The organism is Moraxella sp. ZY210820 (genome assembly GCF_030674635.1).
Taxonomy (GTDB): Bacteria; Pseudomonadota; Gammaproteobacteria; order Pseudomonadales; family Moraxellaceae; genus Acinetobacter.
Window position 1 is genome coordinate 1,827,827 of sequence record NZ_CP089978.1, and the last position, 25,393, is coordinate 1,853,219.

Below are 25,393 nucleotides of genomic sequence, written 5' to 3' on the forward strand. Positions count from 1 at the left end.
ATTATGAATAATGAATTATTCCCACGCTTTATGTAATAGCTTTAAAATATCATCACGCTCTAATTCACGTTGATTAAAAATAATCGAACCATCATCTAAAGCTTTATCTGCAATTGCATCAAATTGAGCTTGATGTACACGCCCAGTTTCTTGTAACGTGCGTGGTAAATTTGCTTTAAGTTTTAACTGTTCACGCAAATTTTTAATGATAACAATACTTTGTTCTGCACGTTGAGCAACAGGTGTTTGACTATAAATTTCATCTCCTGCTAATGCTAATAATAAACGTGCTAAACGTTCACGGCAATGCTCTAAATTATATTCTAAAACATAAGGCAAAAATAAATTCATACACACGCCATGCGGTAAATCAGTTACCGCTCCCAAAGCATGACCTAAAGCGTGTACAGCTCCAACCATTGAATTAGAAAAAGCAATACCTGCCATCGTTGAGGCCTGTGCTAATTCTAAACGTAAATTGCTATTCTCTAAATCATCTAAACATGGCACTAAATTTTGACTAATTTTTTCAACTGCTGTAAACGCATAACTATCACTAATTGGATTATGAGCTAAACCAATATAAGCTTCTATCGCATGAGTTAAAGCGTCCATTGCCGTTTGAGCAGTCATTTCCGCAGGTAATGTTTGCGTCATGCGTGGGTCAAGCACCGCAACATTAGGCATTAAATAATATGATGCAACAGCAATTTTTTGTTGGCGTTGTTTATCTGCAATCACGGTTACCATCGTAACTTCTGAACCCGTTCCCGATGTAGTTGGAATGACAAATAACGGTTTTAACGGTTTTGGTAAATGATGTGAGCCGACATATTGCAATAAATCATCTCCGCCTTCGGACACCAAAATATTCACCGCTTTTGCTGTATCAATCACCGAGCCACCACCCAATGCTAAAATACTATCACACCCTTGATGACGATAATATTTGGCAATTTCTTGTACCACTTCTAAGCTAGAATCTGGCGGCACACGGTCAAAAATACCTGCAATTTGCATATCTGTCGCAGAAAATACTTGCTCCAACAATCCCAATGTGCCATGTTTTTTAGCACTTTTAAAGGTAATGACCAACGGACGTTTTGCCCCTAGACTTTTTAATTCAAATGGAATATTTTCCAAAGCGGAATGCCCTGCCATCATTTTAACTGGGCAAAAAAATTCATAATAAGATGAAGTCATGATGATAATTCCTGTAAATATTGATAGGCAACTTTACGATAAATTTGACTGGCTAATGTTACTTTTTTAACCAATGGTAAATTTTTAGGATATTGTTTAACCGCTAAACTCGCCACCACTTTTGGCAAAATCACCGCTTCAAGCTGATTTAAACAACGCACTAAACGTACTGCGTGGGCTAAATCGCCATCAACAATCATACGGTCTCGAGCAAATGCCACTGCTGTACTTTCTTGAAAAGACAATACCAAAAAAGCATGATTGATGTGTTTAAATTGAATATTTAAATCAACTGCTTGCGGTTCAATTAAAGTGAATTGATGTTGTTGATTGACTTGCAAGTAAAAAGCTAAATCACTGGAAAATACCGTCATAGCAAAACGAAATCCTACAGGAAATTGAGCAATTTCTTGCTGAATCTTAGCATCAATCTGACTTGCACTGACCAAAGCACGGGAGACTATATCAAATAATGCTTTCACATAAGGACGTTGTACCGCCTGACTTCGTTGAACAAGTTGAGGCAATTGAGAAAGTTGAGCAAATGGCAATTTCATTTTTAACTCCCATTAGACAATATAGCACGCTGTGATTTATTATTATCTAAATCAACAGAATAGGTCGGTAAAGCCCACGCACCACCTGTGAAACCACGACACATTCCTGTACTACCTGCATAAGTTTTGATAAATTTTTGACCATTCCATGTCCATGTTTCATTGACCCAACAATCACCCGTACCAAGACCTTTATGATTTGCCATAATTTTATTATCTGGATATTGGCGGTCAGGTACATCACTGGCATGGACAGTAACTAATTGTTGTACTTGACTTAAATCATAATTCATCAACCACACACCATAGCCCGTATTATACGCCCCCGACCAACATTGATAAGACACGAGTTTTTGCGTTTTTGATACATCAATCACGTGAAATGCTGGAGAATGAACTGCTTCAGTATCAACCAAATCTCTACAATGTGGTTTACTTGATTTGCTATCAATATCAATGACTGCACGGGTATCCACCGTTTGAGCTAAAATTTTAACTAAGGCTTGCCCTTGTTTACTATTAAACGCAATAGAGCGTTGATTGAGCTGTCTCGGTAAAGATTTCGCTGTGATTGATGGTATATAATAACGACCTTGCGGATTGGCTTGATTTCCTTTTTTGGTAAAAGCCGATGGCGTATTGACACGTTGTTGATATTCATCAGCTTTTAACAAAACCGCACGCATACCTTTGTCAGATAATTGCCACACATATTCCCCTGCGATAAATTCGATTTTCGCATTTTGATTGGCATGTTGAATTAACGCCTGAATTTGTGTTGTATTTAAGAGATGTTCGTCCTTCACCTTACGAATCTGCCCATAGGATTTACCATTAATTTTCATTTCTAAGGGAAGTATATAGTCAAATACCGTATCGTATAATAAGTCAACTTGAACCACCCCTTGAATCGGTTTTTTAGAGTCCATCGTACGAGTGAATAATACGCTCACTAAACGGCGTGTTTCTTCTTCCTGATGATAACCTGCAATACGGCAAGTTCCAATATTATCGCAACTGACTTGCCAATCATGATGCTCAAACTCTAAACCTTTAAATGGTGCATGACTTGGATATTGCAATGTACTGTCAGCAAAACTCATATTTGCAAGCGAAAATAATCCCATCATCAATAAAGTTTTAAATTTCATTAATTTTCTCCACATGAATTTGTTGATAAATATTTTTTTCTTGCAAATATTGTGTACATAAATCCATCAACTCATTCATACTTGGCGAATTATCTAATAAATCACACATACGCACCATTTCTAAACCTGCATAACCACAAGGATTGATGGTTTGAAAGCCACGCAAATCGCAATCAACATTGAGAGCAAAACCATGATAACTACGACCTTTGCGAATTTTAAAACCTAAAGAACCAATTTTACGCTCATCAACATACACCCCCGGTGCATCTTTTTTAGCATAAGCATGAATGCCATATTTTGCCAAAATATCAATCATCATATTTTCAGAAAAATCAACTAGTTGGCGTACATTCCATTTTAAGCGATTTAAATCAAATAGAAAATATGCCACGAGTTGCCCTTCTCCATGCCATGTTACCTGTCCACCACGATCAGTTTGTACCACAGGAATATCGCTCGGAATTAAAATATGTTCAGCTTTTCCTGCTTGTCCTTGCGTTAAAACAGAATTATGTTGCAATAACCATAACTCATCAGTTGTATATTCATCTCGCTGATGTGTGAATTGTTGCATCGTTTCAAAAGTATGTTGATAATCCTGTAACAATGTAAAATAACGAATATTTAATTGCATATTCATTTACCTAACTAATTCTATTAATTGGCTTGCATTTCTGAGATTTGTGCTTTCAGTTCATCAGTACGTTTATCAGTCATCGATGTTTCACATTTTAAACGTTCGATTTCTTTTTCATCATCTTTTTCTGCATCTTGAGCTTTGAGTTTACATTCTAACTCACGTTTTTTCAGCCAAGTTTTTTGTTCTGGTAATAATTCTTGACGTGTTTCAGCTGTTGCGGCATTCCACACCAAATTCAATTTCGTATTCGCTTTTTCTAAGTTCTGTTTGGCTTCTTTTTCCAAAACTGCCACATATTCCACTCGTGTTTGCGCTTGTTTTTCTTGTTCAGCTTGATATTTTGCTTCTGCAAGCTCTAATTCTGCTTGATGTTGTTTTTGTAACTGTTCAATAATTGGTTTCCATAAAATATCAGAAATCATTTCACTGGTAAATTTACTCGCTTTATCTGCGTTTTCTAATATTCCATAAATTTTTTGCCCATCATCAGTTGGCTGTACACTATAAGCCACATCATAATGTAAAGTATTATTTTCAAACTTTAGCTCATTAAAAACTGCTTGCTGTTGAATGCTTTCACGTTCCATTAATTCACGAGCCAAATCTGCTTCTTCCACTAAATCTGCTGGAATTTTTACTGTTAAATTGGCTTCACATAATTTTTTACTACTTTTATCATCAGCTTGTACTGTGCGTACATCAACTAATTGTACGTTTATTTGCGACATTAATGATGTTAAATGCGACATATCAATTGGATGTCCATCACTAATCATGTCCTTAACATCAAGTTTTGCTTTTTCATTCACACTATCCAAAAATATTTGTTGAATATGTTGTTTAGCAACTTCATCATTACATTGTAATTTTGGTTTTGCCAATGGCAATTTATCACAAGCTGATAGCAACATCATACTCGTAAATATACTAACTAATATTGATTTTTTTTTCATTTTCATTACACCTAAAACATTTAAAGCGTTGTAAGTGTAACAAATTCACAGTAGATTGAAAATAGCCTAAATTATCCTTTTGATATGGAATAATATTTACTCCACTCGTAATAATTCACCATTTTTTATCATAGTTTTATATTGCCATGCAAACTTCCCTTGTTCATCTCGACAACGATGATGAATCGACTGTTGTTTTGCTTGAATATTAGCTAAAGCAAATTGCTCAAACTGTTGTTCATCATAAAGTTGATAAAATTTGATAATTTCATCAGAAACAATACAAGATTTATGCGTATCATAATAATAGTACACTGTATAATGTGCTGTACATACGCCTAAAAAACCTTGTTCTAATAAAAATCTGGTCGCATTTCTATCATTTAAATAGCCATCTTTTATCCAAATTAAACTCAGTTGTTGTGCCAATTCACGGCGAAATGCAATACAATTAGTATCAATTAGATAAGATTGTAACTTATTGAATAATAAATTATTTTCAATCAATTTACCATTCACAATATAGTTAAAAGCATAACTACCATCTGCAATTTTCCAAAATCCTAAACTTTCACTATTATCCGCACAAATCATATCGCCTTGCTTATCCACAAAATAACGTAAATTATAAGCATAATCCGCTTGATAGTGTTACATATCTTGTACTAAATATTCCACATGATGTAAGTCATACCAATTATCATCATCTAAATAGCAAATAATATCTTCTTCAACCAAAAATGTCGCTGCCGAATTAATTGCAGAATTAAGTAATTTTTTACTTGTCCCTCCTGTATTCATTGGCAAATAAATCACTTCAATATTTGAATAAGGTTGAACCATTTTCTTTACAGCTTTATGATATTTTTTACCATCAACAAAAATATAGTGTTTACAAGGGTAAGTTTGTTACTGTACGCTTTCAATGGCTTTAATTAAACTTTCACGACCTAAAGTTGGCGTAATAACCGCTACAGTTAAAGTTTGTTCAATATTCATTTTAGCGACTCAATATCCAAATAGAATAAAAGCAATCAAAATAAATGATTGCTTTTATTTTTCTATAATGCTTTTAGGCTTTCCAACCTTGTACAATTGGCATACGGCGTTCACGACCAAATGCTTTTGGACTAATACGTGGACCGATAGCCCCTTGACGGCGTTTATATTCGCTACGCTCAACCATCTGTACAACTTTTTGTACAAGTTCTGATTCAAAACCTTTAGCTACAATTTCTTCAAGTGATAAATCTTCTTCAATATAAGCATATAAAATACCATCTAAGACATCATAAGCTGGTAAACTATCTTGGTCAGTTTGCTCTGGACGTAATTCAGCTGATGGCGGACGATTAATCACACGCTCTGGAATAATTGGACTTTCTTCTAAGCTGTTACGATACTTCGCCAATTCAAATACAATGCTCTTATATACATCTTTCAATGGAGCAAAACCACCCACCATATCACCATAAAGTGTACAATAGCCCACTGCTAATTCTGATTTATTGCCTGTTGCTAACACCAAATTACCAAATTTATTTGATAAGCCCATTAATAACGTACCACGTGCACGTGCTTGTAAATTTTCTTCGGTAATTTCTTGTGTGGTATCACCGCAGAATGGATATAAAGTTTGTTGGAAACTTGAGACAATTGGGTGAATTTCAGCTACGCCAAAAGTAATACCTAAACGTTGTGCTTGTTGTTGAGCATCTTCTACACTCATCGATGAAGTATAAGTATAAGGCATCATTAACGCTTGGACTTTATCTGCCCCCAATGCATCAACTGCTATCGCTAAAGTCAATGCAGAGTCAATACCACCAGATAAGCCTAAAACTACGCCATTAAAGCCTAAACGTTGTACATAATCACGTGTTGCCATTACCAAAGCCTGATAAATTTCTGCAATGGTATTAGTAGAATCAACAACTTGAGCTTGTTGATAACTCTTATCATCATTCACATAATCACAATAAAATATTCCTTCTTGGAAACTTGGTGCAGATAATTGCACCTTCCCTTCTTGGTTTACCACAAAACTAGAGCCATCAAAAATCAAATCATCTTGTCCACCCACTTGATTGACATAGACTAAGTTGATATTCATTTGTCGTGCCAATTCGCCTAAAGTTTGTACACGATGTTGTGGTTTACCTACTTCATAAGGCGATGCATTTAATACTAATATTGTTTGTACATTTAATTGTGCAAGTTGTTGTACTGTTGGTAATGCCCACGCATCTTCACAAATCAATACACCAAAACGATGTCCTAAATAATCAAAAACTAAATGTTGCTGTCCCTCAGTAAAGTAACGTTTTTCATCAAAAATACCATAGTTTGGTAGATTTTGTTTATGATAAACGCCTAATATTTGTCCATCTTTCATCACAGCAGCCGAGTTATAGCGTTGTCCTTGCTCATCTTGATGAACAAAACCAAAGACCATGATTATATCTTTCACATCTTGTAACTGTACAAAATTTTGTTGAATGCGTTGTTGTAAACTAGTACGCAATAACAAATCTTCTGATGAATATCCCACCATTGAAAGTTCAGGAAAAACAATAATATCCGCATTTTGTTGCTTTGCTTGATTTGCCTGTTCAATCATTTTATGTGTATTTGCCACAACATTGCCCGTTACTGGTGAAAATTGTGCAAGTGCTATTTTAAAATTTTTCATATTTCCAATCCTAAATTCATTTATCGAAAAATTGTCTATTGGATACAAATGATTTAAATCATTTTACTTAACATAAGTTCGGCTTAATATATTTATATAAACTATTAAAAATAAAAGAGTAAGTAAGGTGCGTATTACGCACCCTACAAGTATCTATAAACTTTTTTCTCTTTTATATTAAATAGTTATATTTTAAAACCTAAATTTACGTTGAGATTAAATAACTTCAACCTTAAGTTAAAATATACTCTCTGTCATACTAGAGATTAGTTTCCTATGATAACTGAAATCAACCAAAAGTGCATTATATTCCTGTCTTTTTCTAGCTTAGTGATTATTTATTATACCAAATAATCAATAAAAATTCGTGCTTTTTTATATTTTACATATTGTCAAAATCTAGTAACAATCGCATAATATAACAACTCACCAATGAACAATAATTGTTTCAAGAATAAGCTGATTTAATATGATTAATTTACAACCATCAATCAATTTTGGACATGATTTAAAAGCAAATTTATGTGCTGGATTGTGGCTGTTTATTGGTTCTCGCCGTTCTTTAGAATATGTACGCCCATCAGTATTACAATTTTTATTTTGGGGCGTATTGGCAGGCAGTGCCAATAGTTTATTTAGTTGGTTAATTTCAGGTGGTTATGGCTATTTTAATACACAAGGCTTAGTGAGCTATGCCCTATGGCCGTTTCTCGCACTCATTTCTGGGGTATTTTTATCACAAAAAGTGGGCGACAATCGTCTATTACTTATGCCTGTTATTTTGTGGTTAGTACTTGATAGTTATGTCATTTTAATCCAAAGTTTAATTCAATTCTTAGTACAAATTAACTTTTTCCCAATTTTTTTAGATCCTTATTTACCTAAATTATTCACTGCTTTATTTGTATGGCAAAGTTTATCGATTGTTTGGGTACTTTCTCGTGAACTCAAATGGTTATGGTGGGAACGAATTTTGGTTTTTATCGGTACATTAGCGACCTTAGTCGTGTGGCAAATTTCAACCCAAAATCAACCAATTTGGAAAATTGATGAAGTTACACCAACCTTAGACGAAACTATCTTTTATGCACAACCCAAAATATTAAACCAAGCCTTACAAAATATTCAAATGAGCTCTGTTGAACAAAGCCATTGGTATTTTATGGGTGTAGCTGGGGCTAGCTATCAAGATGTGTTTAAATCAGAAATTGAACGTATTAAACAGCAATTTGACACTCGTTTTAATACACAAGGTCGCTCAATTGCACTCATTAACAATCCCAATACAGGTTTAGATGTACCGATTGCTAGCAAAACCAGTATTGAGCAAAGTTTAAAAGAAATTGGACAAAAAATGAACCGTGAACAAGATGTGTTATTTTTATATCTAACATCACATGGTTTAGAAAATCAATTTCAACTTGAGAATCAGCCGATTGATTTAGAAGATATTGACCCTACATGGTTGCGTAAAACTTTAGACAATGCAGGCATTCGTTGGCGTGTGATTGTGATTTCAGCTTGTCGTTCAGGTAGTTTTATTCCAGCCTTACAATCGCCTGATACGCTAATTATTACCGCCGCAGCAAGCGATAAAGACTCTTTTGGCTGTACACATGAAGCGGAATATACCTATTTTGGACGTGCATTTTTCGACCAAGCTATGCGTGATAAAACCAGCATTAAGCAAGCATTCATAACCGCTCAAACGACTGTTGCAGAATGGGAAAAAAATCAAGGCTTTATTCCATCTGAACCACAATGGTCTATGGGTAAAAATATCGAATTGATGTTACCACAATTTGAAAAAATCTTGTTTCCACAACCGATTTCTAATCTACCAACGCAAGAGACAAGTTTAACAACGCCTTAGGACGATACTATGACCACTCATCAACATTCAAATCAGCATATTGATGGAATTTTCGCTCCACATCAAACACCACAAACAGAATTTTCATCGCCTTTTGAGCAAACAGGACATCAATCTGCTCCACCGACACCACCATATCAACCGACAGCGTGGAATTTTGCCTTTCGTGGCAATGCCACCGACTATTTTAAAATTTGGATTAGTAACTTATTTTTAACCATTATTACTTTTACGCTCTATGCACCATGGGCAAAAGTCCGCCGTTTACAATATTTCTATGGCAATACCTATCTCAATCGTCAAAATTTTAGCTTTACTGCCCTACCAACAAAAATTTTAGTTGGGCGTTTAATTGCCTTAGCCATTTTTTTATTTATTTCCATTACAAGTAAATTTGCTCCAGAATATTCGGCACTAGGGACATTAATTTTAATTCTCGTCTCGCCTTGGTTACTACGCTCAACCCTGCGTTTCCGTGCTCGAAATAGTAAATATGGCAATATCCGTTTTATTTTTTCTGCAGACTTAATCAAAAGTTATGCGATTTTGATTGCCTGTGCGTGTTTAACTGTATTTAGTTTAGGGTTGGCTTATCCGATTGCGTTATTATTATTTAAACGTTATCAATTTAATAATTTACAAGTCGGGCAACTAAAATTTAATATCAAAGCAACCATTTGGGATTTTTATAAAGCGGTATTAAAACCTTATTTATTTCTGTTTGCTTTTGTTTTTGTTGCCAGTATCGCTATGGGTGTTATATTAGGCGGTAGCGGATTAAATGCTGACAGTCTCTCAGTCGTTAGTATTTTAATCATGATTGGTTATGTAACGGTGATGTCATTTTTTGTGCCGTTAATTAATGCTTATTTATTCCAAGCCACATGGAATAATGTGAAAGTGGGACGCAACCCTATGAATACCAATATTAAGCCATTTCAATATGCGTGGATTCAATTTAGTAACTATCTAGCGATTATTTTTAGTTTTGGTTTGCTATTTGCATGGGCACAAGTGCGTTTATACCGTTATCAAATGGAAAGCCTAAGCGTAACCTTTATGGATAATCCGCAAGATTTAATCAATGTCAGTCAAAAAGAATATGATTCTCTTGCAGAAGAAATTACCGATGTCTTTGATATTGATATTTCTTTATAAAATTGGGCGAGAATAAAAATGCAAACTCAAGTACGTTATTATGATGGTGTGGTCAATGTCGCTCATGATGCAATTTTAAGCTATCATGATGAACAGCACGTTAAAATTATTTATCAACAGCAAAGCAAAATTTATCCAATTAAAAGTTTTGAATATATTGCAAGTGTTGGCGATATTTTACCCTGCATTGATTTACCTAATGATGCTCGTATTGAGTTTCTCTCGCATGAAATCCCTGAATGGTTGCCATTACAACATAAAAAAATGCTGTTTCATGTGCAACATATTGAGCAAAGTTGGCGATGGATTGCTTTAAGTTTTATTGTGGTGGTTTTTGTTATTTTTGCTACATTTAAATGGTTAATTCCTGCTGCTGCCTATACCGTTGCCATGAATTTACCTGCTGATACATTGCAACGTCTAGGCGATGAAAGTGAAAAAATGGTCATGCAATATACCAAAGATACACAATTATCCGACCAACGCCAACAACAAATTTTACAGCTTTATCAACGTTTAGAACAAAAACAACCTGCAAAATTAGTATTTCGTGGTGGTGGTCGTATTGGTGCCAATGCCTTAGCCATTCCCAATAATACCATTGTTTTAACTGATGAATTGGTTGAACTTACGCAAAATGATTATGAATTATTGGCGGTACTTGCCCACGAGCAAGGACATTTAGATGAACGTCATTCTTTACAGCAAATTTTGCGTGGTTTAGGTATGAGTTTGTTTTATATGATGATTACAGGCGATAGTACAGATTTATTTGCCAATTTCCCTGTTATGCTGATGTCTGCTCAATATTCACAACATTTTGAATTAGAAGCCGACCAAAAGTCGATTGATGAAATGAAACGTCTCGGTATTTCGCCACAACATTTGGCTGATTTTTTACAACGTTTAAATCAACAACATGGCGGAGATAGCAATGACAATAGCTTAATGGATATTTTTGCCAGCCACCCACCAACACCTGAACGAGTAGCACAAATACAACAACAATTACCATAAACTATTTTAAGGGCGGTTCAATTCATATCTGCCCTTATTTTTTGTGATGATTTTTATAATAAAACTATGATTATTGATAAAAAACAGGTAAAATCACTCTTATCTCTATTTTGATATTTGAGTTCCGATTATGCTTAAAGCGATTGCCATCAGTATTTTAGTTGCCAGTACAGCAACGGCTTGCGGTTTTCATCTAAAAGGTACAGCACCAACAAAAAATATACAAACATTACATTATCCAAATTTAAGTCTTGACATTCCATCAGCGTATCAACAGTTACACACGCCATTACAAAAACACTTAGAGTCTGCTGGTATCCAATTAAATGGACAAGATGGTAAAGTGCTTAAAATTGTTGATTATCAATTTCGCCGTCAGCAACTCAATGGTAAACTCACGGAAATTTTATTAAATTTGACTGTTACTTTCCGTATTGAAGATAGTCAAGGTAAAGCTTTAACACAAGAACGAACCGTGCGTAGCTATCGTAATTATCAATATAATATTGAAACGGTAAATACTGAAAATCAACAAGAACAATATTTAAGCAAAATTATGCTTGATGATATTGCACAACAAATCAGCTTACAGATTAGCAATAATCGTTTGCCTGAACTAAAATAACATGAAAATAGACTATCTTCACGCTTTAAAACGTATCGAACAATGTCAAGGGGTTTGGCTATTACATGGCGATGAACCCTTGTTGCAACAAAACCTGTTAGATGGTTTACGCCAATATTGGCAACAACACGACATTGAACGCCAACGTTTTGATTTAACAAGTATAAGTGATTGGAAATTAGTATTTAATGCTTTAGATAGTCTATCTTTATTTTCAACGCAATTAGCGGTTGAAGTACACGGTAATATCAAACCTGATAAAAATATACAACAACAACTCACTTATTTTTTACAACATAATCAAGATAATAGCTTAATTATCATTTTACCTAAACAAGAAAGTTCATTTTTTAAAACAACTTTTTATCAAAGCATTGAAGCCAATGGTGTAGTTGTACCGTTACAAGCAAATAGTCTACACGACCAACAACATATTTTACAACTAGAAGCAGATAAATTAGGTATCCACTTAGACAATTCAGCATGGCAATGGTTATTACAACATCATGAGCATAATTTATTATCTGCACGCAATAGCCTCATTCGTGTACATGATACCTTTGCTGATTTAAAACAAATTACAGTTGAACAATTATTATCCTGTTTACACGACCAATCACGCTATACAGTGTATGATTTAGGCGAACAAATTTTACAAGGTCATTTTGCAAATTGTGTTAAAATTTTTAATTATTTAATCGAAGCTGATGAGCCAATGAGTTTAATTTTATGGGTCATTAGTAAAGAAACACATTTACTCATGCAATTATATGAACAACCACAAAATGCCCTACAACTCGGCATTTGGAAAAATAAAGTTTCACTTTATCAACAAGCAGTTCGCCGTTTAAATCCACAGCTATTATTACAATTTCCGTCATTATTATTGAGAATAGACCAAGCAATCAAAGGTTTATCTAAAGAAAATCCACAACATTTATGTTTACAAATTCTAGCCTTATTATGTGGACAGCAACTATTTAACTAAAAAATAAGCGATAGCTTTTATACTATCGCTTATTTTATCTGAATGATGGATTATTTTTTCAAAGAATCACGGATTTCACGCAATAATAATACATCTTCTGATGGTTCAGCTGGAGCTTCTGGTTCAGCTTCCTGTTGTTTACGCATTTTATTTAATACTTTCACTAACATAAATACCACAACTGCCAATAAGAAGAAATTAATTAAAATGGTAATAAAGCTACCATAAGCAAGTACATTTAAACCTGCTTCACGAGCAGCTGCTAATGTTTGGATATTGTTTGGATTGTCACCCAATACAATAAATAATTCATTAAAATCAACATCGCCAATCACCGCAGAAATTAACGGCATCATAATGTCTTTAACTAATGAATCAACGATTTTACCAAACGCACCACCAATGATGACACCAATCGCTAAATCCATCATATTACCTTTGACGGCAAATTCTTTAAATTCTTGAACAATACTCATCGTATATAATTCCAATAAAAATAATATTACCCCTAATTTATTCAGTTTAATTTAGTATTTTAACGTGAATTCGGCTTAAATTAAATTTTGTAACTTATTGAAATATAAAGATTAAATAGGGTTGAGAAACATCGTTTCGCAAGACGCACCATTTGATGAAAATTTATATAAAGGTGCGTGGTACGCACCCTACTCTCCATCAATTTAATCTATTTTTTAATATCAAATAGTTACATTTTTAAATGCCCGAACTCACGTTATTTTATACTAAAGTCTTAGATTATTTTAGGGAACTAAAAAATTCCGACTAATTTACTCTATTTTATGTAAAAAATCGATAGTATTTTGTTGATGTTTATGTAACTAAAAAAACTATCAACTTTAAATTTTGATAGTTTTTTCCAATTTAGTTTATCTTAATTTTACAACCAAAGTTATATTACCATATTATATAGTCGATTTATATTAGAACAATACAGCTAATGTAGGCGTTTATTACATAAACCCATTGTAAAATCAATCACTTGGAAAAATATAATTTACCCCTACTATTCAATTATATAGTCGATTTATATCAGAATAATACAATAAATGTAGGGGTTTATTACATAAACCCTTTGTAAAATCAATTACTTGGGCGAATATAATTCGCCCCTACTGTTCCATTTTGAATTGAATTTACTATATAGAGACGAAAAATATTTCGCCTCTACACCATATTTATCAATATAATTGATAAATAATATTCAATAAAGATTATAAACCACGAGCCGCACGTTTACGGTCATTTTCAGTTAAGAAACGCTTACGAATACGGATGGATTTTGGTGTTACTTCCACTAATTCATCATCTTCGATAAATTCTAAAGCTTGCTCAAGGGTATATTCTAAAGCAGGCGTTAAAATAATTGCATCATCTGAACCTGATGCACGAATGTTAGTGAGCTGTTTTGCTTTGGTTGGATTGACCACCATATCATCAGAACGTGAGTTAATGCCCACAATCATACCTTCATAGACTTCAAGCTGTGGTTTCGCAAATAAACGACCACGTTCTTGCAAGCTAAATAACGCATAACCTAAGCAAGTACCTGTAACCATTGAAATCAATACACCATTTTGACGTTTTGCCACTTGACCATCTTTTGCAGGACCATAGTGAGAAAAACTTGATGTCATAATCCCTGTACCAGAGGTCATGGTCATAAATTCTGAACGGAAACCAATTAAACCACGAGACGGTACAGTCGCTTCAATACGAATACGTCCTTTACCATCAACTTCCATATTAGTGAGTTCAGCTTTACGGTTGCCCATTTGTTCCATCACTGCACCTTGATGTTGTTCTTCCACATCAAAAGTTACATTTTCGTAAGGTTCGCACATCACGCCATCGATTTCTTTCATAATCACTTGTGGACGAGATACGCCTAATTCAAAACCCTCACGACGCATATTTTCAATTAAAACAGAAAGATGCAATTCGCCACGACCCGATACTTTAAACGCATCTGGACTATCAGTATCTTCTACACGCAACGCCACATTATGAATTAGTTCACGGTCTAAACGTTCACGAATATTACGAGATGTTACAAACTTACCTTCACGACCCGCAAATGGTGAATTATTCACTTGGAACGTCATCGATACTGTTGGCTCATCAACCGATAATGCTGGTAAGGCTTCTACCGCTTTTGGATCACAAATGGTATCAGAAATATTTAATTCATCTAAACCTGTAATACATACGATGTCGCCTGCTGATGCACTTTCCACATCAACACGTTCAAGTCCATGATAACCCATGATTTTTAAGATACGACCATTACGAGTCTTACCATCTTTATCAATCACAGTTACAGGAGTATTGGTTTTAATTGAACCACGTTGAATACGACCAACCCCAATCACACCAACGAAACTATTATAATCCAGTGATGAAATTTGCATTTGGAATGCACCATCTACATCCACACTTGGCGGTTCAACAATATCCACAATCGTTTCAAATAATGGTGTCATATCAGGTGCTAAATTATCCGCTTCACGCCCTGCGATACCATTAATACCTGATGCGTAAACAATTGGGAAATCAAGTTGTTCATCTGTTGCACCCAAATTATCAAACAAATCAAAAACTTGGTCAATCACCCAATCTGCACGAGCAGCAGGTTTATCAATTTTGTTAATAATGACGATTGGTTTTAAACCACGAGCAAAGGCTTTTTGAGTTACAAAGCGAGTTTGTGGCATTGGACCTTCTTGAGAATCGACCAATAATAGTACGCAATCCACCATCGACAATACACGCTCTACTTCACCACCGAAGTCTGCGTGTCCCGGAGTATCTACAATGTTAATACGATATTCGGTATTCGTACGTTTATCTAACCATTTAATAGCAGTATTTTTCGCTAAAATGGTAATTCCACGCTCACTTTCTAAGGCGTTTGAATCCATCACACGTTCAATTTCACCTGCACGGTCGCCTAATGCACCTGATTGTTGTAACAATTTATCGACTAATGTGGTTTTGCCGTGATCAACGTGGGCAATGATTGCAATATTTCGCAAAGTTTTAATATCAGACATGAAAATTCTACTATAAAGTATAAATAAAAAATGACGGCAAATTATACAGTAAAATAGGCTGAATAAATAGCAATATTTTGTAAAAGATAATACTTTTTTCTGAGTTATGAATATGAAAAAGCATATCATCATGATATGCCTTTTCGATTAAATCCTCATATAAAGCACTTTTTATTTAGGAGCAACCATATCTTCAGGACGCACAATCTCATCAAACTCTTCAGCAGTCAGCAAGCCTAATTCTACTGCGGTTTCTTTGAGTGATTTATCATTTTTATAAGCCGTTTTCGCCACTTTGGCTGCATTTTCATATCCGATTTTACGGTTTAAAGCAGTAACAAGCATTAAAGAATGGTGTAAGAAATAATCAATTTTTTCACGATTTGGCTCAATACCTACTGCACAATGTTCATCAAAACTATTAATACTATCAGTCAATAAACGAATTGATTGTAATAAATTATAGCCAATCACAGGCATATATACATTCAATTCAAAATTACCACTCGCCCCTGCCATTGCAATAGTTGTATCATTACCAATCACTTGACAACAAACCATCGTCATAGCTTCACATTGTGTTGGATTGACTTTCCCCGGCATAATTGATGAACCAGGTTCATTTTCAGGAATGCGTAATTCGCCTAAACCACATCTTGGACCAGAAGCCAACCAACGCACATCATTAGCAATTTTATTTAAACTCACTGCCAATGTTTTTAATGCTCCTGATGCGAACACTTCCGCATCACGGCTGGCTAAGGCTTCAAATTTATTTGGTGCAGTAACAAATGGTAAACCTGTTAATTCAGCTAAAGTTTGAGCGGATTTGACCGCATAATCTGGGTGACTATTGAGTCCTGTACCAACTGCTGTACCACCAAGTGGCAATTCACACAACCCAGCCAAAGCCTGATTAATACGGATTAACGCATTATCTAACTGGCATACATAAGCACTAAACTCTTGACCTAAAGTTAAAGGGGTTGCATCTTGTAAATGAGTACGACCTATTTTGATAATATCATTAAATTCTGCTGATTTACGATTTAAGGTATCACGCAAATTGGCAATCGCTGGTAATAATTTTTTGTCAATTTCAATCGCACTTGCGACACGAATAGCGGTTGGAAAACTATCATTAGTCGATTGAGCATGATTGACATCATCATTTGGATGTACAGGTTTGTAACTACCTTTTGCATTGCCAACAATTTCATTGGCACGATTGGCAAGTACTTCATTGATATTCATATTGGATTGCGTACCAGAACCCGTTTGCCACACTACCAATGGAAATTGGTCAGCGAATTGCCCTGCTAAGACTTCATCGCACGCTTGAATAATTAACTTGGCTTTTTCTCCATCAATACGAGCAAGCGAGCTATTGGTAATAGCAGCAGATTTTTTTACTAATGCCATTGCTTCAATCAGTGGACGTGGTAACGTTTCGCCACCAATTTTGAAATTTTCACGGCTACGTTGAGTTTGCGCCCCCCAATAAGCATCAACAGGGACGGCAATTTCACCCATAGTGTCTTTTTCAATACGAGTATTACTCATGTTCGTTTTCCTTATATTTAATGAAAGTAATTATCATTATAATGATATTTTATAAAAAGTCAAAGCATTAAAATCCATTTGTACAAATGAAATTTACAGACAAAATACAGTATAATGCGTTATCTTAAATTTGACAAATCAAAACAATGCAATCACACAAACACAAAGCCACAATTTTTGGTGGTGCAATGATTATTGCTGGAACGGCCATTGGTGCAGGTATGTTTGCTAACCCAACTGCAACCGCAGGTATTTGGTTTAGCTGGTCATTACTGGTATTTATTTACACATGGTTTTGTATGTGGGCTTCAGGATTAATGATTTTGGAAGCCAATATTCATTACCCATCTCGCTCAAGTTTTAGTACTATCGTACAAGATTTACTCGGTCCGGGGTGGAATATTATCAATGGCTTATCAATCGCTTTTGTCTTGTATATTTTATTATATGCCTACATCACAAGTGGTGGTGGTTTAACTGCAAATTATTTCAATCAAGTTACATCACTGAATATTGGGCAAAGTTTAGGTTCATTTATTTTCTGTGTGATTTTTGCCTTTTTTGTTTGGCTTTCAACCAAAGCAGTCGATAGAATGAGTACCATCTTAATTGGTGGTATGGTAATTACATTTTTATTATCAATGGGCGATTTATTGGCTAATGTGCAAATGCCTATTTTATTTAATAGCGTTGCACAAGGCGAACAAAGTTATTTACCCTACATTTTAGTAGCCTTACCTGCTTGTTTAGTATCATTTGGTTATCATGGTAATGTGCCTAGTCTCGTTAAATATTTTAATGGCGATATTAAAAAAGTCGTACAAGCTATTACCTTAGGTTCTGTATTAGCATTAACTATTTATTTATTATGGCAATTTGCTATTCATGGAAATTTACCACGCAGCGAATTTGCTCCTGTCATCGCTAAAGATGGCGATATTAGTATTTTATTATCTGTATTAAGTGCTTACATTGAAACAGGTTTAGTCGCAAAAATGCTCAATGCTTTTGCGTATATGGCATTAACTAGCTCATTTTTAGGTGTTGCCTTAGGTTTATTTGACTATATATCTGATTTATTTAAATTTGATGATAGTATAATGGGACGCACCAAAGCTACATTCATGACCTTCTTACCGCCTTTATTATTTAGTTTAAATGCACCATTTGGCTTTGTAACTGCAATTGGTTTCGCAGGTTTGGCTGCAACGATTTGGGCAGCGATTGTACCTGCATTATTAGCACAAGCAAGCCGTAAGCGTTTCCCTAATGCACCTTATCGAGTATTTGGTGGGCAATTTATGATTTATTTTGTTATTTCGTTTGGTGTGCTTAATATCATTGCACAAATTGGTATAAAATTAGGTTGGTTTCCTGTGTTTATGGGTTGAGTTCAACTCAAGCCCATGCAAAATGTAAAGTAGATTGTCCTTGTAAATTCATATCAAGTTGAGCTTGAATATTTACCAACGCATCTAAACTAAATTTACTAATTTTACCTTGTAATAAATCATTTAAACGTGGTTGGGTAATTCCACAAAGTTGAGCTAATTGTTGTTGAGACTGCTCCAACGGTTGTAATTGTTGTTGGATATGATGTAATAATTCTGCTCGTAATTTTAGATTAGTTGCTTGTGTAGGAGTGTCAGCTAAAGCATCAAATACTGAATTAAAAGTTGTCATATTATTGCTCCTGTAGCATTTTTAGGCGTGTTTTGGCAAGTTGAATATCTGCTTGAGATGTCTTTTGGGTCTTTTTGGTAAAAGCGTGTAAAACATAAACTTTATCCGCAAATTTAGCCGTATAAATGACACGATAAATGCCTTGACTATCTTTTAAGCGGATTTCAACCACACCTTGCCCTATCGCTGGCATATATTTAAAATCATCAGGCATTCCACCACATTGTACTTTATGTAGTTGATATCCTGTATCCTGTCGAATATCTTCAGGAAATTCACGAATATCATCAAGCGTAGTTGCTAAAAAACTAATTTCTTTCATGATAGTCTCCCAATTTCATTATACTGATTTCAATATAAAAAACAAGTTTCACATTAAAGGAAAAATCAGCTAAAATAGTGAACTAGAGTAGGTTAAGTTAAAAAAACTAACACATTTTTTATTATTTCAATACATTGAAGAATAGTTATGTCATCTGAAATCACACAATTTTTAGATAAAATCCAACACGCGATTGAACAAAAAACATTTCAACGCTTAATTTTAAGCCAATATTCTGGCGAGCAAGCTGATTTACAAAAAATCAGTTGGCGTTTTATTGATATCCAACAAGAAACATTATTATCAGCAGTTTACGATTTTGGCACACATCAGCAGACTAAGAATTATGCAATTACTGATGCTTTAACAGAAATTGAATGTTTATCAAATGACTGTAAACAAGCCAATCTATTTACCCTAGAGCAAGAAACTCAGCTTAAAAAAGGTAAAAAATCCAATTTATTATCAACCAAAAAAATAAAACAGCAGATAGCCATTTCAACACAACACAACCGAGAAAAACGGCGTTATATTGAGCAAAATAGTGCATTTTTACAACATTTAGGCATTAGTGATACACAAGGTAATATTATCCCTGCCATGTCTAAAAAATGGAAACAAATCAATAAGTTTATTGAAGTTTTATCAACTGTCTTACCTCAAAAACAAGATTTACATTTAGTTGATTTTGGCTGTGGCAAGGGCTATTTGACTTTTGCTTTGTATGATTATTTAGTTCAACAAGGCAAACAGCCTTCAATGGTTGGCGTGGAATTACGTCCACATTTGGTGGAATTTTGTCAAAAAACGGCTGATGAATTAGGCTATCAACAGCTTAGTTTTTATGCAGGCGATGTACGCAGTTACCAACCTGAACGCCTTGATGTCATGATTGCTCTACACGCTTGCGATGTAGCAACTGATTTTGCCATTCATACAGGGATTCGCCTGAATGCGGAATTGATTGTTTGTTCTCCATGTTGTCATAAAGAATTACGTCCACAATTACATAGTCCAGAGATTTTACAGCCAATGTTGCAATTTGGCATTCATGCAGGACAACAAGCGGAAATGCTTACCGATACTTTAAGAGCATTATTTTTACAAGCCTATGGTTATGAAACAAAAGTATTTGAATTTGTAGCACTTGAACACACCAGTAAAAATAAAATGATTCTAGCAGTTAAAAAACCAAATTTTAAAACGGTTGATGAGAAAATTTTGCAACAGATTGCTGATTTGAAACAAATGTATGGGATTAAAACGCAAATGCTAGAAACTTTACTCGCTGAATAAAAGATATCACCAACACCTTTGGTATCGCTCAAAAATTCATCTATCTCTATACGCAAGATTCTCGTTGCAATTGCAAACTTAGCTTATTAATTATTCAAACCATTTTATAAACTCTGATAATTTTAATACAGTATAGTAACGTGAGTTCGGAGTTTTATGAAACATAACTACTTGATATTAAATAAAAGACTTGTTACATAGATGAAGGTAGAGTGCGTACCACGCACCTTTTACCAGTCTCCATCGAAATGGTGCGTCTTGCATAGCTTTAATCGCTACTCAACCCTACTTATTATTTTATTTTTCAATAGGTTATATAAAACATTAAGCTGAACTCACATTATAGTATTTATCCTGTTTATCATCGTTTTTTGAAAAAACAATCACCGCAACTGCACCCCTTGTTGCCCAGCAGGCGTAACTTTAAAGATTTCCACTTCAAAACTAATATTTTTGCTGGCTAATGGGTGATTAAAATCGACTTCGGTGATATTATCATCAACACTTTTTACCACACCAACCAATGTGGTTTTGGCTTTATCTTCAAATTCAATCATTTGTCCAACTTCTGGACGTTGTTCAAATTTAACCGTATCAAAACGTTGTACATTTTCAGGATTCCACTCGCCAAAGGCTTCTTCAGGCGGTAAATGCACCGTACGGCGGTCGCCTGCACGCAAACCAAATAAGGCTTTTTCAAAACCTTCGAGTAAATTCCCATCACCAATCACAAGACTCACAGGTTCAGCACGAGAGCGAGTATTGTCGATTTCTACGCCATTTTCCAAACTCACAGAAAAATGTAAATCAACTTTTGAACCGTGTTCGACACGGATTTCTTCATTGGGTAAAATAGTATTTAATTCTGACATAATATTCTCAATAATAAATCATCGCTATTGTTATTGTAAAATGATTTTAATATGTTTATATGTAGGGGCGAAATATCTTTCGCCCACAATCAACATTTAATTGGGCGAATAATTATTCGCCCCTACAATCCCAATTTACATATCTTTTCGTTTTACAATATCAATGATTAAATAAATCATGGTTAATGATAGGTTTAAACCTGTTCATCATCATTTTTGCGTTTCTTTTCCAAAAAGAACGAATCAACCAATAATAGTATTGCCCCTAAAGTAATCGCACAATCAGCAATATTAAAAATAGGAAAATGTGAATCATTCCAATAAACATGAATAAAATCAATCACATGACCTAAATCAATACGGTCAATTAAATTACCAACCGCACCACCTAAAATTAAGGCTAATGCCATCGGTAATACAATCAGTTTAGGCGATAATCGCAATAACCACACCGTAAAAATCACCGACATCACACTAGCAAGGGCAATAAAAAAATATTGTTGCCAACCACCTGCATTCGACAAAAAACTAAATGCTGCCCCTTTATTATATGCCAACGTCCAATTCAACATGGGCATGACAGGAACAGGCTCATGAAAAATTAAATGTGTTTCAGCCAGTCGTTTTGTCCATTGGTCAAGCACGACCGCAAAGACGGTCAGTGCTAACCAAAAGGCATTTTGTGGATAAAATGGCTTACCCATCAAATATTTAGGCATAATGACGTACTTCCCCATTGCCTGCAACGTTAATCACACAGCGTCCGCAAATGCCTGCGTGTCCTGCGTGGGTATTGACATCAGGTAAGACATGCCAACAACGCACACATTTTTCACCATCAGCCGTTGAGATTTTGACATTTAAGCCATCAAAATCGCTAGCATTGCCTTGATTTTCATCAAAATCATAGACTTTTACTTGTGAAGTAATTAACACAAAACGCAATTCATCGCCCAATTTATCCAACAATGTTTTGAGTTCTGGTTTTGCCCATAATTCAACTTTGGCTGACAAGTTACCGCCAATGATTTTTTCATTACGAGCATTTTCGATGTGTTTATTCACCGCTGATTTCACTTGAATTAAGCTTTGCCAATCCTGCTCCGATAACGCATTGTTTTGGCTTACCATTTCAAGATTATACCATTCTGCAGTAAACACATATTTTTCGTTTTGCTCTGGAATTAACGCCCATGCTTCTTGAGCAGTAAAACTTAAAATTGGGCTAATCCAACGAACAAAAGCATTGACTACATGATATAACGCTGTTTGAGCTGAACGGCGAGCTTGTGAATCTGCCTTTGTGGTATATTGACGGTCTTTGATAATATCTAAATAAAAACCACCTAAGTCATTGATACAGAAGTTAGTAATGCTACTTACAACCGTATGGAAACTCATCGCATGATAATCAGCAATGATACTTTGCTGTACTTCATTGGCACGCTGTAAAATGTATTGGTCAAGTGCAATTAAATCATCAACAGGCATTAAATCACGGCTTGGCACAAAACCATTTAAATTTGCCAATAAGAAACGCAAAGTATTACGAATACGGCGGTAACTATCAGATACTCGATCAAATACCGTTTGTGATGCCGCAATTTCATAGCGATAATCGCTCGATGCCACATATAAACGCAAACCATCAGCCCCAAGTTTTTTAATCAATTCTTCAAATGGAATATAATTACCTAATGATTTTGATAATTTATAGCCTTTTTCATCAACTGTAAAACCGTGTGTTAAAATCGCTTTATATGGCGGACGATTGTGAATCGCCATCGATGTTAATAATGATGATTGGAACCAACCACGATGTTGGTCTGAACCTTCTAAATATAAATCGGCAGGGCTAACCAGTTCATCACGTTGCTCAAGTACCGCATAATGTGTTGTACCAGAGTCAAACCACACATCTAAAGTATCAGTAATGGCTTGATAATCTTTGGCATCATCTCCCAAAAATTCTTCAACATTTAATTCAAACCACGCATTAATCCCTGATTGTTCAATCAATTTAGCAACTTTTTCAATCAATTCTGCGGTATTAGGATGTAATTCATCAGTCTCTTTGTGAATAAAGAATGGAATTGGTACACCCCACGTTCTTTGACGAGAAATACACCAATCTGGGCGACCAGCAATCATCGCTTCAATACGAGCTTCACCCCAATCTGGGAAAAACTCAATATCATTTTTGATGGCATTAAGCGTATTTTGACGTAAGCCTTGTTGTTCCATGCTGATAAACCATTGTGGTGTTGCACGGAAAATAATTGGAGTTTTATGTCGCCAACAATGCGGATAACTATGCGTGATTTTCTTATGGTTTAATAAATGACCACTATTTTGCAAAGTTTCGATAATTTTTGGTTGAGCTTTATAAATATGTTCTCCCACAAAAACCTTTGCTTGTGGTAAATAAACGCCATTACCAGCGACAGGGTTTTCGGTTGGTAATTTATACAATACACCAACATTATAGTCGTCCACACCGTGTGCAGGTGCGGTATGTACTAAACCTGTACCGCTATCAGCCGTAACGTGGTCGCCTGTAATGATTGGCACTTGACGTTCTGCAATTAAAGGATGTTGAGCAGTAAGGGCTTTTAATTGTTCGCCTTTAATGGTTGCAATGGTTTGATATTGTTCAACATTTAAAACTTTAGTAAATTCTTCAGCTAAAACTTCAGCAACAATATAATGTGCATCATTTAACTGAATGATGGCATAATCTAATTCTGCATGGGCTGAAATTGCTTGGTTGGCAGGCAATGTCCAAGGCGTTGTTGTCCAAATCACCGCCTGTAATGTACCTTGAATACTGGCTGTTTCTGCTAAATCTTGACGATTCACCACATCAAAACCAACATAAATCGCATCAGACTGTTTATCTACATATTCAACTTCAGCTTCGGCAAGGGCTGAACCGCAATCTAAACACCAATTTACGGGTTTAAAACCACGATGAATATGTCCATTTTGATAAATTTTACCTAAAGCACGAACAATATTTGCTTCTTGATGATAATTCATGGTCAAATATGGATTATCCCAATCCATAAAAGCACCTAAGCGTTTAAAATCTTTCTTTTGTAACTCAACTTGCTCTAAGGCATAAGTACGGCAATGCTGACGAAACTCACTTGCGGTGACTTTTTCCCCAACTTTCCCTACTTTTGCTTCGACTTTTAGCTCAATCGGCAAGCCATGACAATCCCAACCCGGTACATATGGTGCATCAAAACCGCTCAAAGTACGGCTTTTGACAATCATATCTTTTAAAACTTTATTGACCGCATGACCTAAATGAATACCACCATTGGCATAGGGAGGTCCATCATGCAAAATATATTTTGGTTTGCCCACACGAGAAGCACGAATTTTTTGATAAATATCATCAGCATACCAATCTTCAAGCCATTTGACTTCACGCACAGCGAGATTGGCTTTCATGGCAAATTCAGTGTCTGGTAAATTTAAGGTAGATTTATAATCTACTGGATTTTGCTCACTCATGTGTTGTTCCTGTTGGCAAATCGCCTATCAAAATTTTAGAAAATATGCTTAGTATAACGTAAAATGATGGAAAATTGAGATGATTTTATTGATATTTTTGTCAATACATAAAATATGGATAAAATTTATTCATTTATATGTTCATCATTCAAAAATATAAGGGCAAAAAAATTTCGCCCCTATAAACAATCAATGATTTAAAAT

At 35.0% G+C, this 25,393-nt stretch carries 23 protein-coding genes; 7 read left to right on the forward strand and 16 right to left on the reverse strand.

The window, feature by feature from the left end; translation table 11 throughout:
* Positions 1-15: 15 nt before the first annotated feature.
* The 8 genes from LU301_RS09075 to LU301_RS09110 all read right to left on the reverse strand — a co-directional run bounded on the left by LU301_RS09075 (position 16) and on the right by LU301_RS09110 (position 7,199).
* Positions 16-1,203, reverse strand: coding sequence for an iron-containing alcohol dehydrogenase (locus LU301_RS09075; protein WP_305270083.1), 1,188 nt, complete (start codon positions 1,201-1,203; stop codon positions 16-18).
* Entirely contained in the window at positions 1,200-1,760 is a 561-nt protein-coding gene (locus tag LU301_RS09080; protein ID WP_305270085.1) for a hypothetical protein, read from the reverse strand. Before LU301_RS09080 ends, LU301_RS09075 begins: the two co-directional genes overlap by 4 nt.
* 2 nt (positions 1,761-1,762) lie before the next feature.
* Positions 1,763-2,911 carry a DUF1176 domain-containing protein gene (locus LU301_RS09085; RefSeq protein WP_305270087.1) on the reverse strand — a complete coding sequence of 383 codons (1,149 nt, stop codon included), beginning with the start codon at positions 2,909-2,911 and terminating at the stop codon, positions 1,763-1,765.
* Positions 2,901-3,548 carry a lipoyl(octanoyl) transferase LipB gene (lipB, locus tag LU301_RS09090; RefSeq protein WP_370692192.1) on the reverse strand — a complete coding sequence of 216 codons (648 nt, stop codon included), beginning with the start codon at positions 3,546-3,548 and terminating at the stop codon, positions 2,901-2,903. Before lipB ends, LU301_RS09085 begins: the two co-directional genes overlap by 11 nt.
* Positions 3,549-3,571: 23 nt before the next feature.
* Positions 3,572-4,507 carry a lysozyme inhibitor LprI family protein gene (locus tag LU301_RS09095; RefSeq protein WP_305270091.1) on the reverse strand — a complete coding sequence of 312 codons (936 nt, stop codon included), beginning with the start codon at positions 4,505-4,507 and terminating at the stop codon, positions 3,572-3,574.
* 96 nt (positions 4,508-4,603) lie between these two features.
* Positions 4,604-5,119: a hypothetical protein gene (locus tag LU301_RS09100; protein ID WP_305270092.1), complete on the reverse strand. Its 516-nt coding sequence runs from the start codon at positions 5,117-5,119 to the stop codon at positions 4,604-4,606.
* A gap of 39 nt (positions 5,120-5,158) precedes the next feature.
* Positions 5,159-5,350 carry a hypothetical protein gene (locus LU301_RS09105; protein WP_305270093.1) on the reverse strand — a complete coding sequence of 64 codons (192 nt, stop codon included), beginning with the start codon at positions 5,348-5,350 and terminating at the stop codon, positions 5,159-5,161.
* A gap of 229 nt (positions 5,351-5,579) precedes the next feature.
* Positions 5,580-7,199, reverse strand: coding sequence for an NAD+ synthase (locus LU301_RS09110; RefSeq protein ID WP_305270094.1), 1,620 nt, complete (start codon positions 7,197-7,199; stop codon positions 5,580-5,582).
* 469 nt (positions 7,200-7,668) lie between these two features.
* Here LU301_RS09110 and LU301_RS09115 point away from each other — a divergent pair, with 469 nt between their 5' ends.
* The 5 genes from LU301_RS09115 to holA all read left to right on the forward strand — a co-directional run bounded on the left by LU301_RS09115 (position 7,669) and on the right by holA (position 12,860).
* On the forward strand, positions 7,669-9,072 hold the full coding sequence (locus LU301_RS09115) for a C13 family peptidase (RefSeq protein WP_305270096.1): 1,404 nt from the start codon (positions 7,669-7,671) through the stop codon (positions 9,070-9,072).
* Positions 9,073-9,081: 9 nt separating this feature from the next.
* On the forward strand, positions 9,082-10,230 hold the full coding sequence (locus LU301_RS09120; protein ID WP_305270097.1) for a YjgN family protein: 1,149 nt from the start codon (positions 9,082-9,084) through the stop codon (positions 10,228-10,230).
* Positions 10,231-10,248: 18 nt separating this feature from the next.
* On the forward strand, positions 10,249-11,247 hold the full coding sequence (locus tag LU301_RS09125; RefSeq protein WP_305270098.1) for a M48 family metallopeptidase: 999 nt from the start codon (positions 10,249-10,251) through the stop codon (positions 11,245-11,247).
* A 130-nt stretch (positions 11,248-11,377) separates the two neighbouring features.
* Positions 11,378-11,872, forward strand: coding sequence for an LPS-assembly lipoprotein LptE (locus LU301_RS09130; RefSeq protein WP_305270099.1), 495 nt, complete (start codon positions 11,378-11,380; stop codon positions 11,870-11,872).
* A 1-nt stretch (position 11,873) separates the two neighbouring features.
* On the forward strand, positions 11,874-12,860 hold the full coding sequence (holA, locus tag LU301_RS09135; RefSeq protein WP_305270100.1) for a DNA polymerase III subunit delta: 987 nt from the start codon (positions 11,874-11,876) through the stop codon (positions 12,858-12,860).
* 50 nt (positions 12,861-12,910) lie between these two features.
* On the opposite strand, the gene mscL is transcribed toward holA, so the two are convergent.
* The 3 genes from mscL to fumC form a co-directional block, all read right to left on the reverse strand.
* A complete protein-coding gene (gene mscL / locus LU301_RS09140) occupies positions 12,911-13,336 on the reverse strand; it encodes a large conductance mechanosensitive channel protein MscL (RefSeq protein WP_305270102.1) in 426 nt (141 codons plus the stop codon).
* Positions 13,337-14,092: 756 nt separating this feature from the next.
* Positions 14,093-15,931, reverse strand: coding sequence for a translational GTPase TypA (gene typA / locus LU301_RS09145; protein WP_305270104.1), 1,839 nt, complete (start codon positions 15,929-15,931; stop codon positions 14,093-14,095).
* Positions 15,932-16,102: 171 nt separating this feature from the next.
* Positions 16,103-17,494 (reverse strand): class II fumarate hydratase, encoded by a 1,392-nt coding sequence (fumC, locus tag LU301_RS09150; protein WP_305270106.1) that lies wholly within the window; start codon positions 17,492-17,494, stop codon positions 16,103-16,105.
* Between the two features lie 146 nt (positions 17,495-17,640).
* Here fumC and LU301_RS09155 point away from each other — a divergent pair, with 146 nt between their 5' ends.
* The gene (locus LU301_RS09155) at positions 17,641-18,885 is read left to right on the forward strand and encodes an aromatic amino acid transporter (protein ID WP_305270108.1); all 1,245 of its coding nucleotides are present in this window, start codon (positions 17,641-17,643) and stop codon (positions 18,883-18,885) included.
* Between the two features lie 7 nt (positions 18,886-18,892).
* On the opposite strand, the gene LU301_RS09160 is transcribed toward LU301_RS09155, so the two are convergent.
* Complete coding sequence (locus tag LU301_RS09160) at positions 18,893-19,177, reverse strand: helix-turn-helix domain-containing protein (protein ID WP_305270110.1); 285 nt, start codon at positions 19,175-19,177, stop codon at positions 18,893-18,895.
* A gap of 1 nt (position 19,178) precedes the next feature.
* Positions 19,179-19,499 (reverse strand): type II toxin-antitoxin system RelE/ParE family toxin, encoded by a 321-nt coding sequence (locus tag LU301_RS09165; protein WP_305270112.1) that lies wholly within the window; start codon positions 19,497-19,499, stop codon positions 19,179-19,181.
* Positions 19,500-19,646: 147 nt separating this feature from the next.
* Between LU301_RS09165 and LU301_RS09170 the strand changes: the two genes are divergently transcribed.
* Positions 19,647-20,795, forward strand: coding sequence for a class I SAM-dependent methyltransferase (locus LU301_RS09170; RefSeq protein ID WP_305270114.1), 1,149 nt, complete (start codon positions 19,647-19,649; stop codon positions 20,793-20,795).
* A 383-nt stretch (positions 20,796-21,178) separates the two neighbouring features.
* On the opposite strand, the gene LU301_RS09175 is transcribed toward LU301_RS09170, so the two are convergent.
* From LU301_RS09175 to ileS, 3 genes are all read right to left on the reverse strand, one after another.
* On the reverse strand, positions 21,179-21,667 hold the full coding sequence (locus LU301_RS09175) for an FKBP-type peptidyl-prolyl cis-trans isomerase (RefSeq protein ID WP_305270116.1): 489 nt from the start codon (positions 21,665-21,667) through the stop codon (positions 21,179-21,181).
* 194 nt (positions 21,668-21,861) lie between these two features.
* Positions 21,862-22,386 carry a signal peptidase II gene (gene lspA, locus LU301_RS09180; RefSeq protein ID WP_305270118.1) on the reverse strand — a complete coding sequence of 175 codons (525 nt, stop codon included), beginning with the start codon at positions 22,384-22,386 and terminating at the stop codon, positions 21,862-21,864.
* The gene (ileS, locus tag LU301_RS09185; RefSeq protein ID WP_305270120.1) at positions 22,379-25,189 is read right to left on the reverse strand and encodes an isoleucine--tRNA ligase; all 2,811 of its coding nucleotides are present in this window, start codon (positions 25,187-25,189) and stop codon (positions 22,379-22,381) included. Before ileS ends, lspA begins: the two co-directional genes overlap by 8 nt.
* Between the last annotated feature and the right edge of the window lie 204 nt (positions 25,190-25,393).

Bases quoted from the DNA above. Each gene is read 5' to 3' on its own strand.
- mscL (WP_305270102.1), bottom strand. From the start codon at position 13,336: ATGAGTATTGTTCAAGAATTTAAAGAATTTGCCGTCAAAGGTAATATG.
- LU301_RS09170 (WP_305270114.1), top strand. From the start codon at position 19,647: ATGTCATCTGAAATCACACAATTTTTAGATAAAATCCAACACGCGATT.
- lipB (WP_370692192.1), bottom strand. From the start codon at position 3,548: ATGCAATTAAATATTCGTTATTTTACATTGTTACAGGATTATCAACAT.
- ileS (WP_305270120.1), bottom strand. From the start codon at position 25,189: ATGAGTGAGCAAAATCCAGTAGATTATAAATCTACCTTAAATTTACCA.
- LU301_RS09110 (WP_305270094.1), bottom strand. From the start codon at position 7,199: ATGAAAAATTTTAAAATAGCACTTGCACAATTTTCACCAGTAACGGGC.
- LU301_RS09160 (WP_305270110.1), bottom strand. From the start codon at position 19,177: ATGACAACTTTTAATTCAGTATTTGATGCTTTAGCTGACACTCCTACA.
- LU301_RS09115 (WP_305270096.1), top strand. From the start codon at position 7,669: ATGATTAATTTACAACCATCAATCAATTTTGGACATGATTTAAAAGCA.
- LU301_RS09120 (WP_305270097.1), top strand. From the start codon at position 9,082: ATGACCACTCATCAACATTCAAATCAGCATATTGATGGAATTTTCGCT.
- typA (WP_305270104.1), bottom strand. From the start codon at position 15,931: ATGTCTGATATTAAAACTTTGCGAAATATTGCAATCATTGCCCACGTT.
- LU301_RS09075 (WP_305270083.1), bottom strand. From the start codon at position 1,203: ATGACTTCATCTTATTATGAATTTTTTTGCCCAGTTAAAATGATGGCA.
- LU301_RS09125 (WP_305270098.1), top strand. From the start codon at position 10,249: ATGCAAACTCAAGTACGTTATTATGATGGTGTGGTCAATGTCGCTCAT.
- LU301_RS09165 (WP_305270112.1), bottom strand. From the start codon at position 19,499: ATGAAAGAAATTAGTTTTTTAGCAACTACGCTTGATGATATTCGTGAA.
- LU301_RS09175 (WP_305270116.1), bottom strand. From the start codon at position 21,667: ATGTCAGAATTAAATACTATTTTACCCAATGAAGAAATCCGTGTCGAA.
- LU301_RS09155 (WP_305270108.1), top strand. From the start codon at position 17,641: ATGCAATCACACAAACACAAAGCCACAATTTTTGGTGGTGCAATGATT.
- lspA (WP_305270118.1), bottom strand. From the start codon at position 22,386: ATGCCTAAATATTTGATGGGTAAGCCATTTTATCCACAAAATGCCTTT.
- LU301_RS09085 (WP_305270087.1), bottom strand. From the start codon at position 2,911: ATGAAATTTAAAACTTTATTGATGATGGGATTATTTTCGCTTGCAAAT.
- LU301_RS09130 (WP_305270099.1), top strand. From the start codon at position 11,378: ATGCTTAAAGCGATTGCCATCAGTATTTTAGTTGCCAGTACAGCAACG.
- LU301_RS09080 (WP_305270085.1), bottom strand. From the start codon at position 1,760: ATGAAATTGCCATTTGCTCAACTTTCTCAATTGCCTCAACTTGTTCAA.
- fumC (WP_305270106.1), bottom strand. From the start codon at position 17,494: ATGAGTAATACTCGTATTGAAAAAGACACTATGGGTGAAATTGCCGTC.
- holA (WP_305270100.1), top strand. From the start codon at position 11,874: ATGAAAATAGACTATCTTCACGCTTTAAAACGTATCGAACAATGTCAA.
- LU301_RS09105 (WP_305270093.1), bottom strand. From the start codon at position 5,350: ATGGTTCAACCTTATTCAAATATTGAAGTGATTTATTTGCCAATGAAT.
- LU301_RS09095 (WP_305270091.1), bottom strand. From the start codon at position 4,507: ATGAAAAAAAAATCAATATTAGTTAGTATATTTACGAGTATGATGTTG.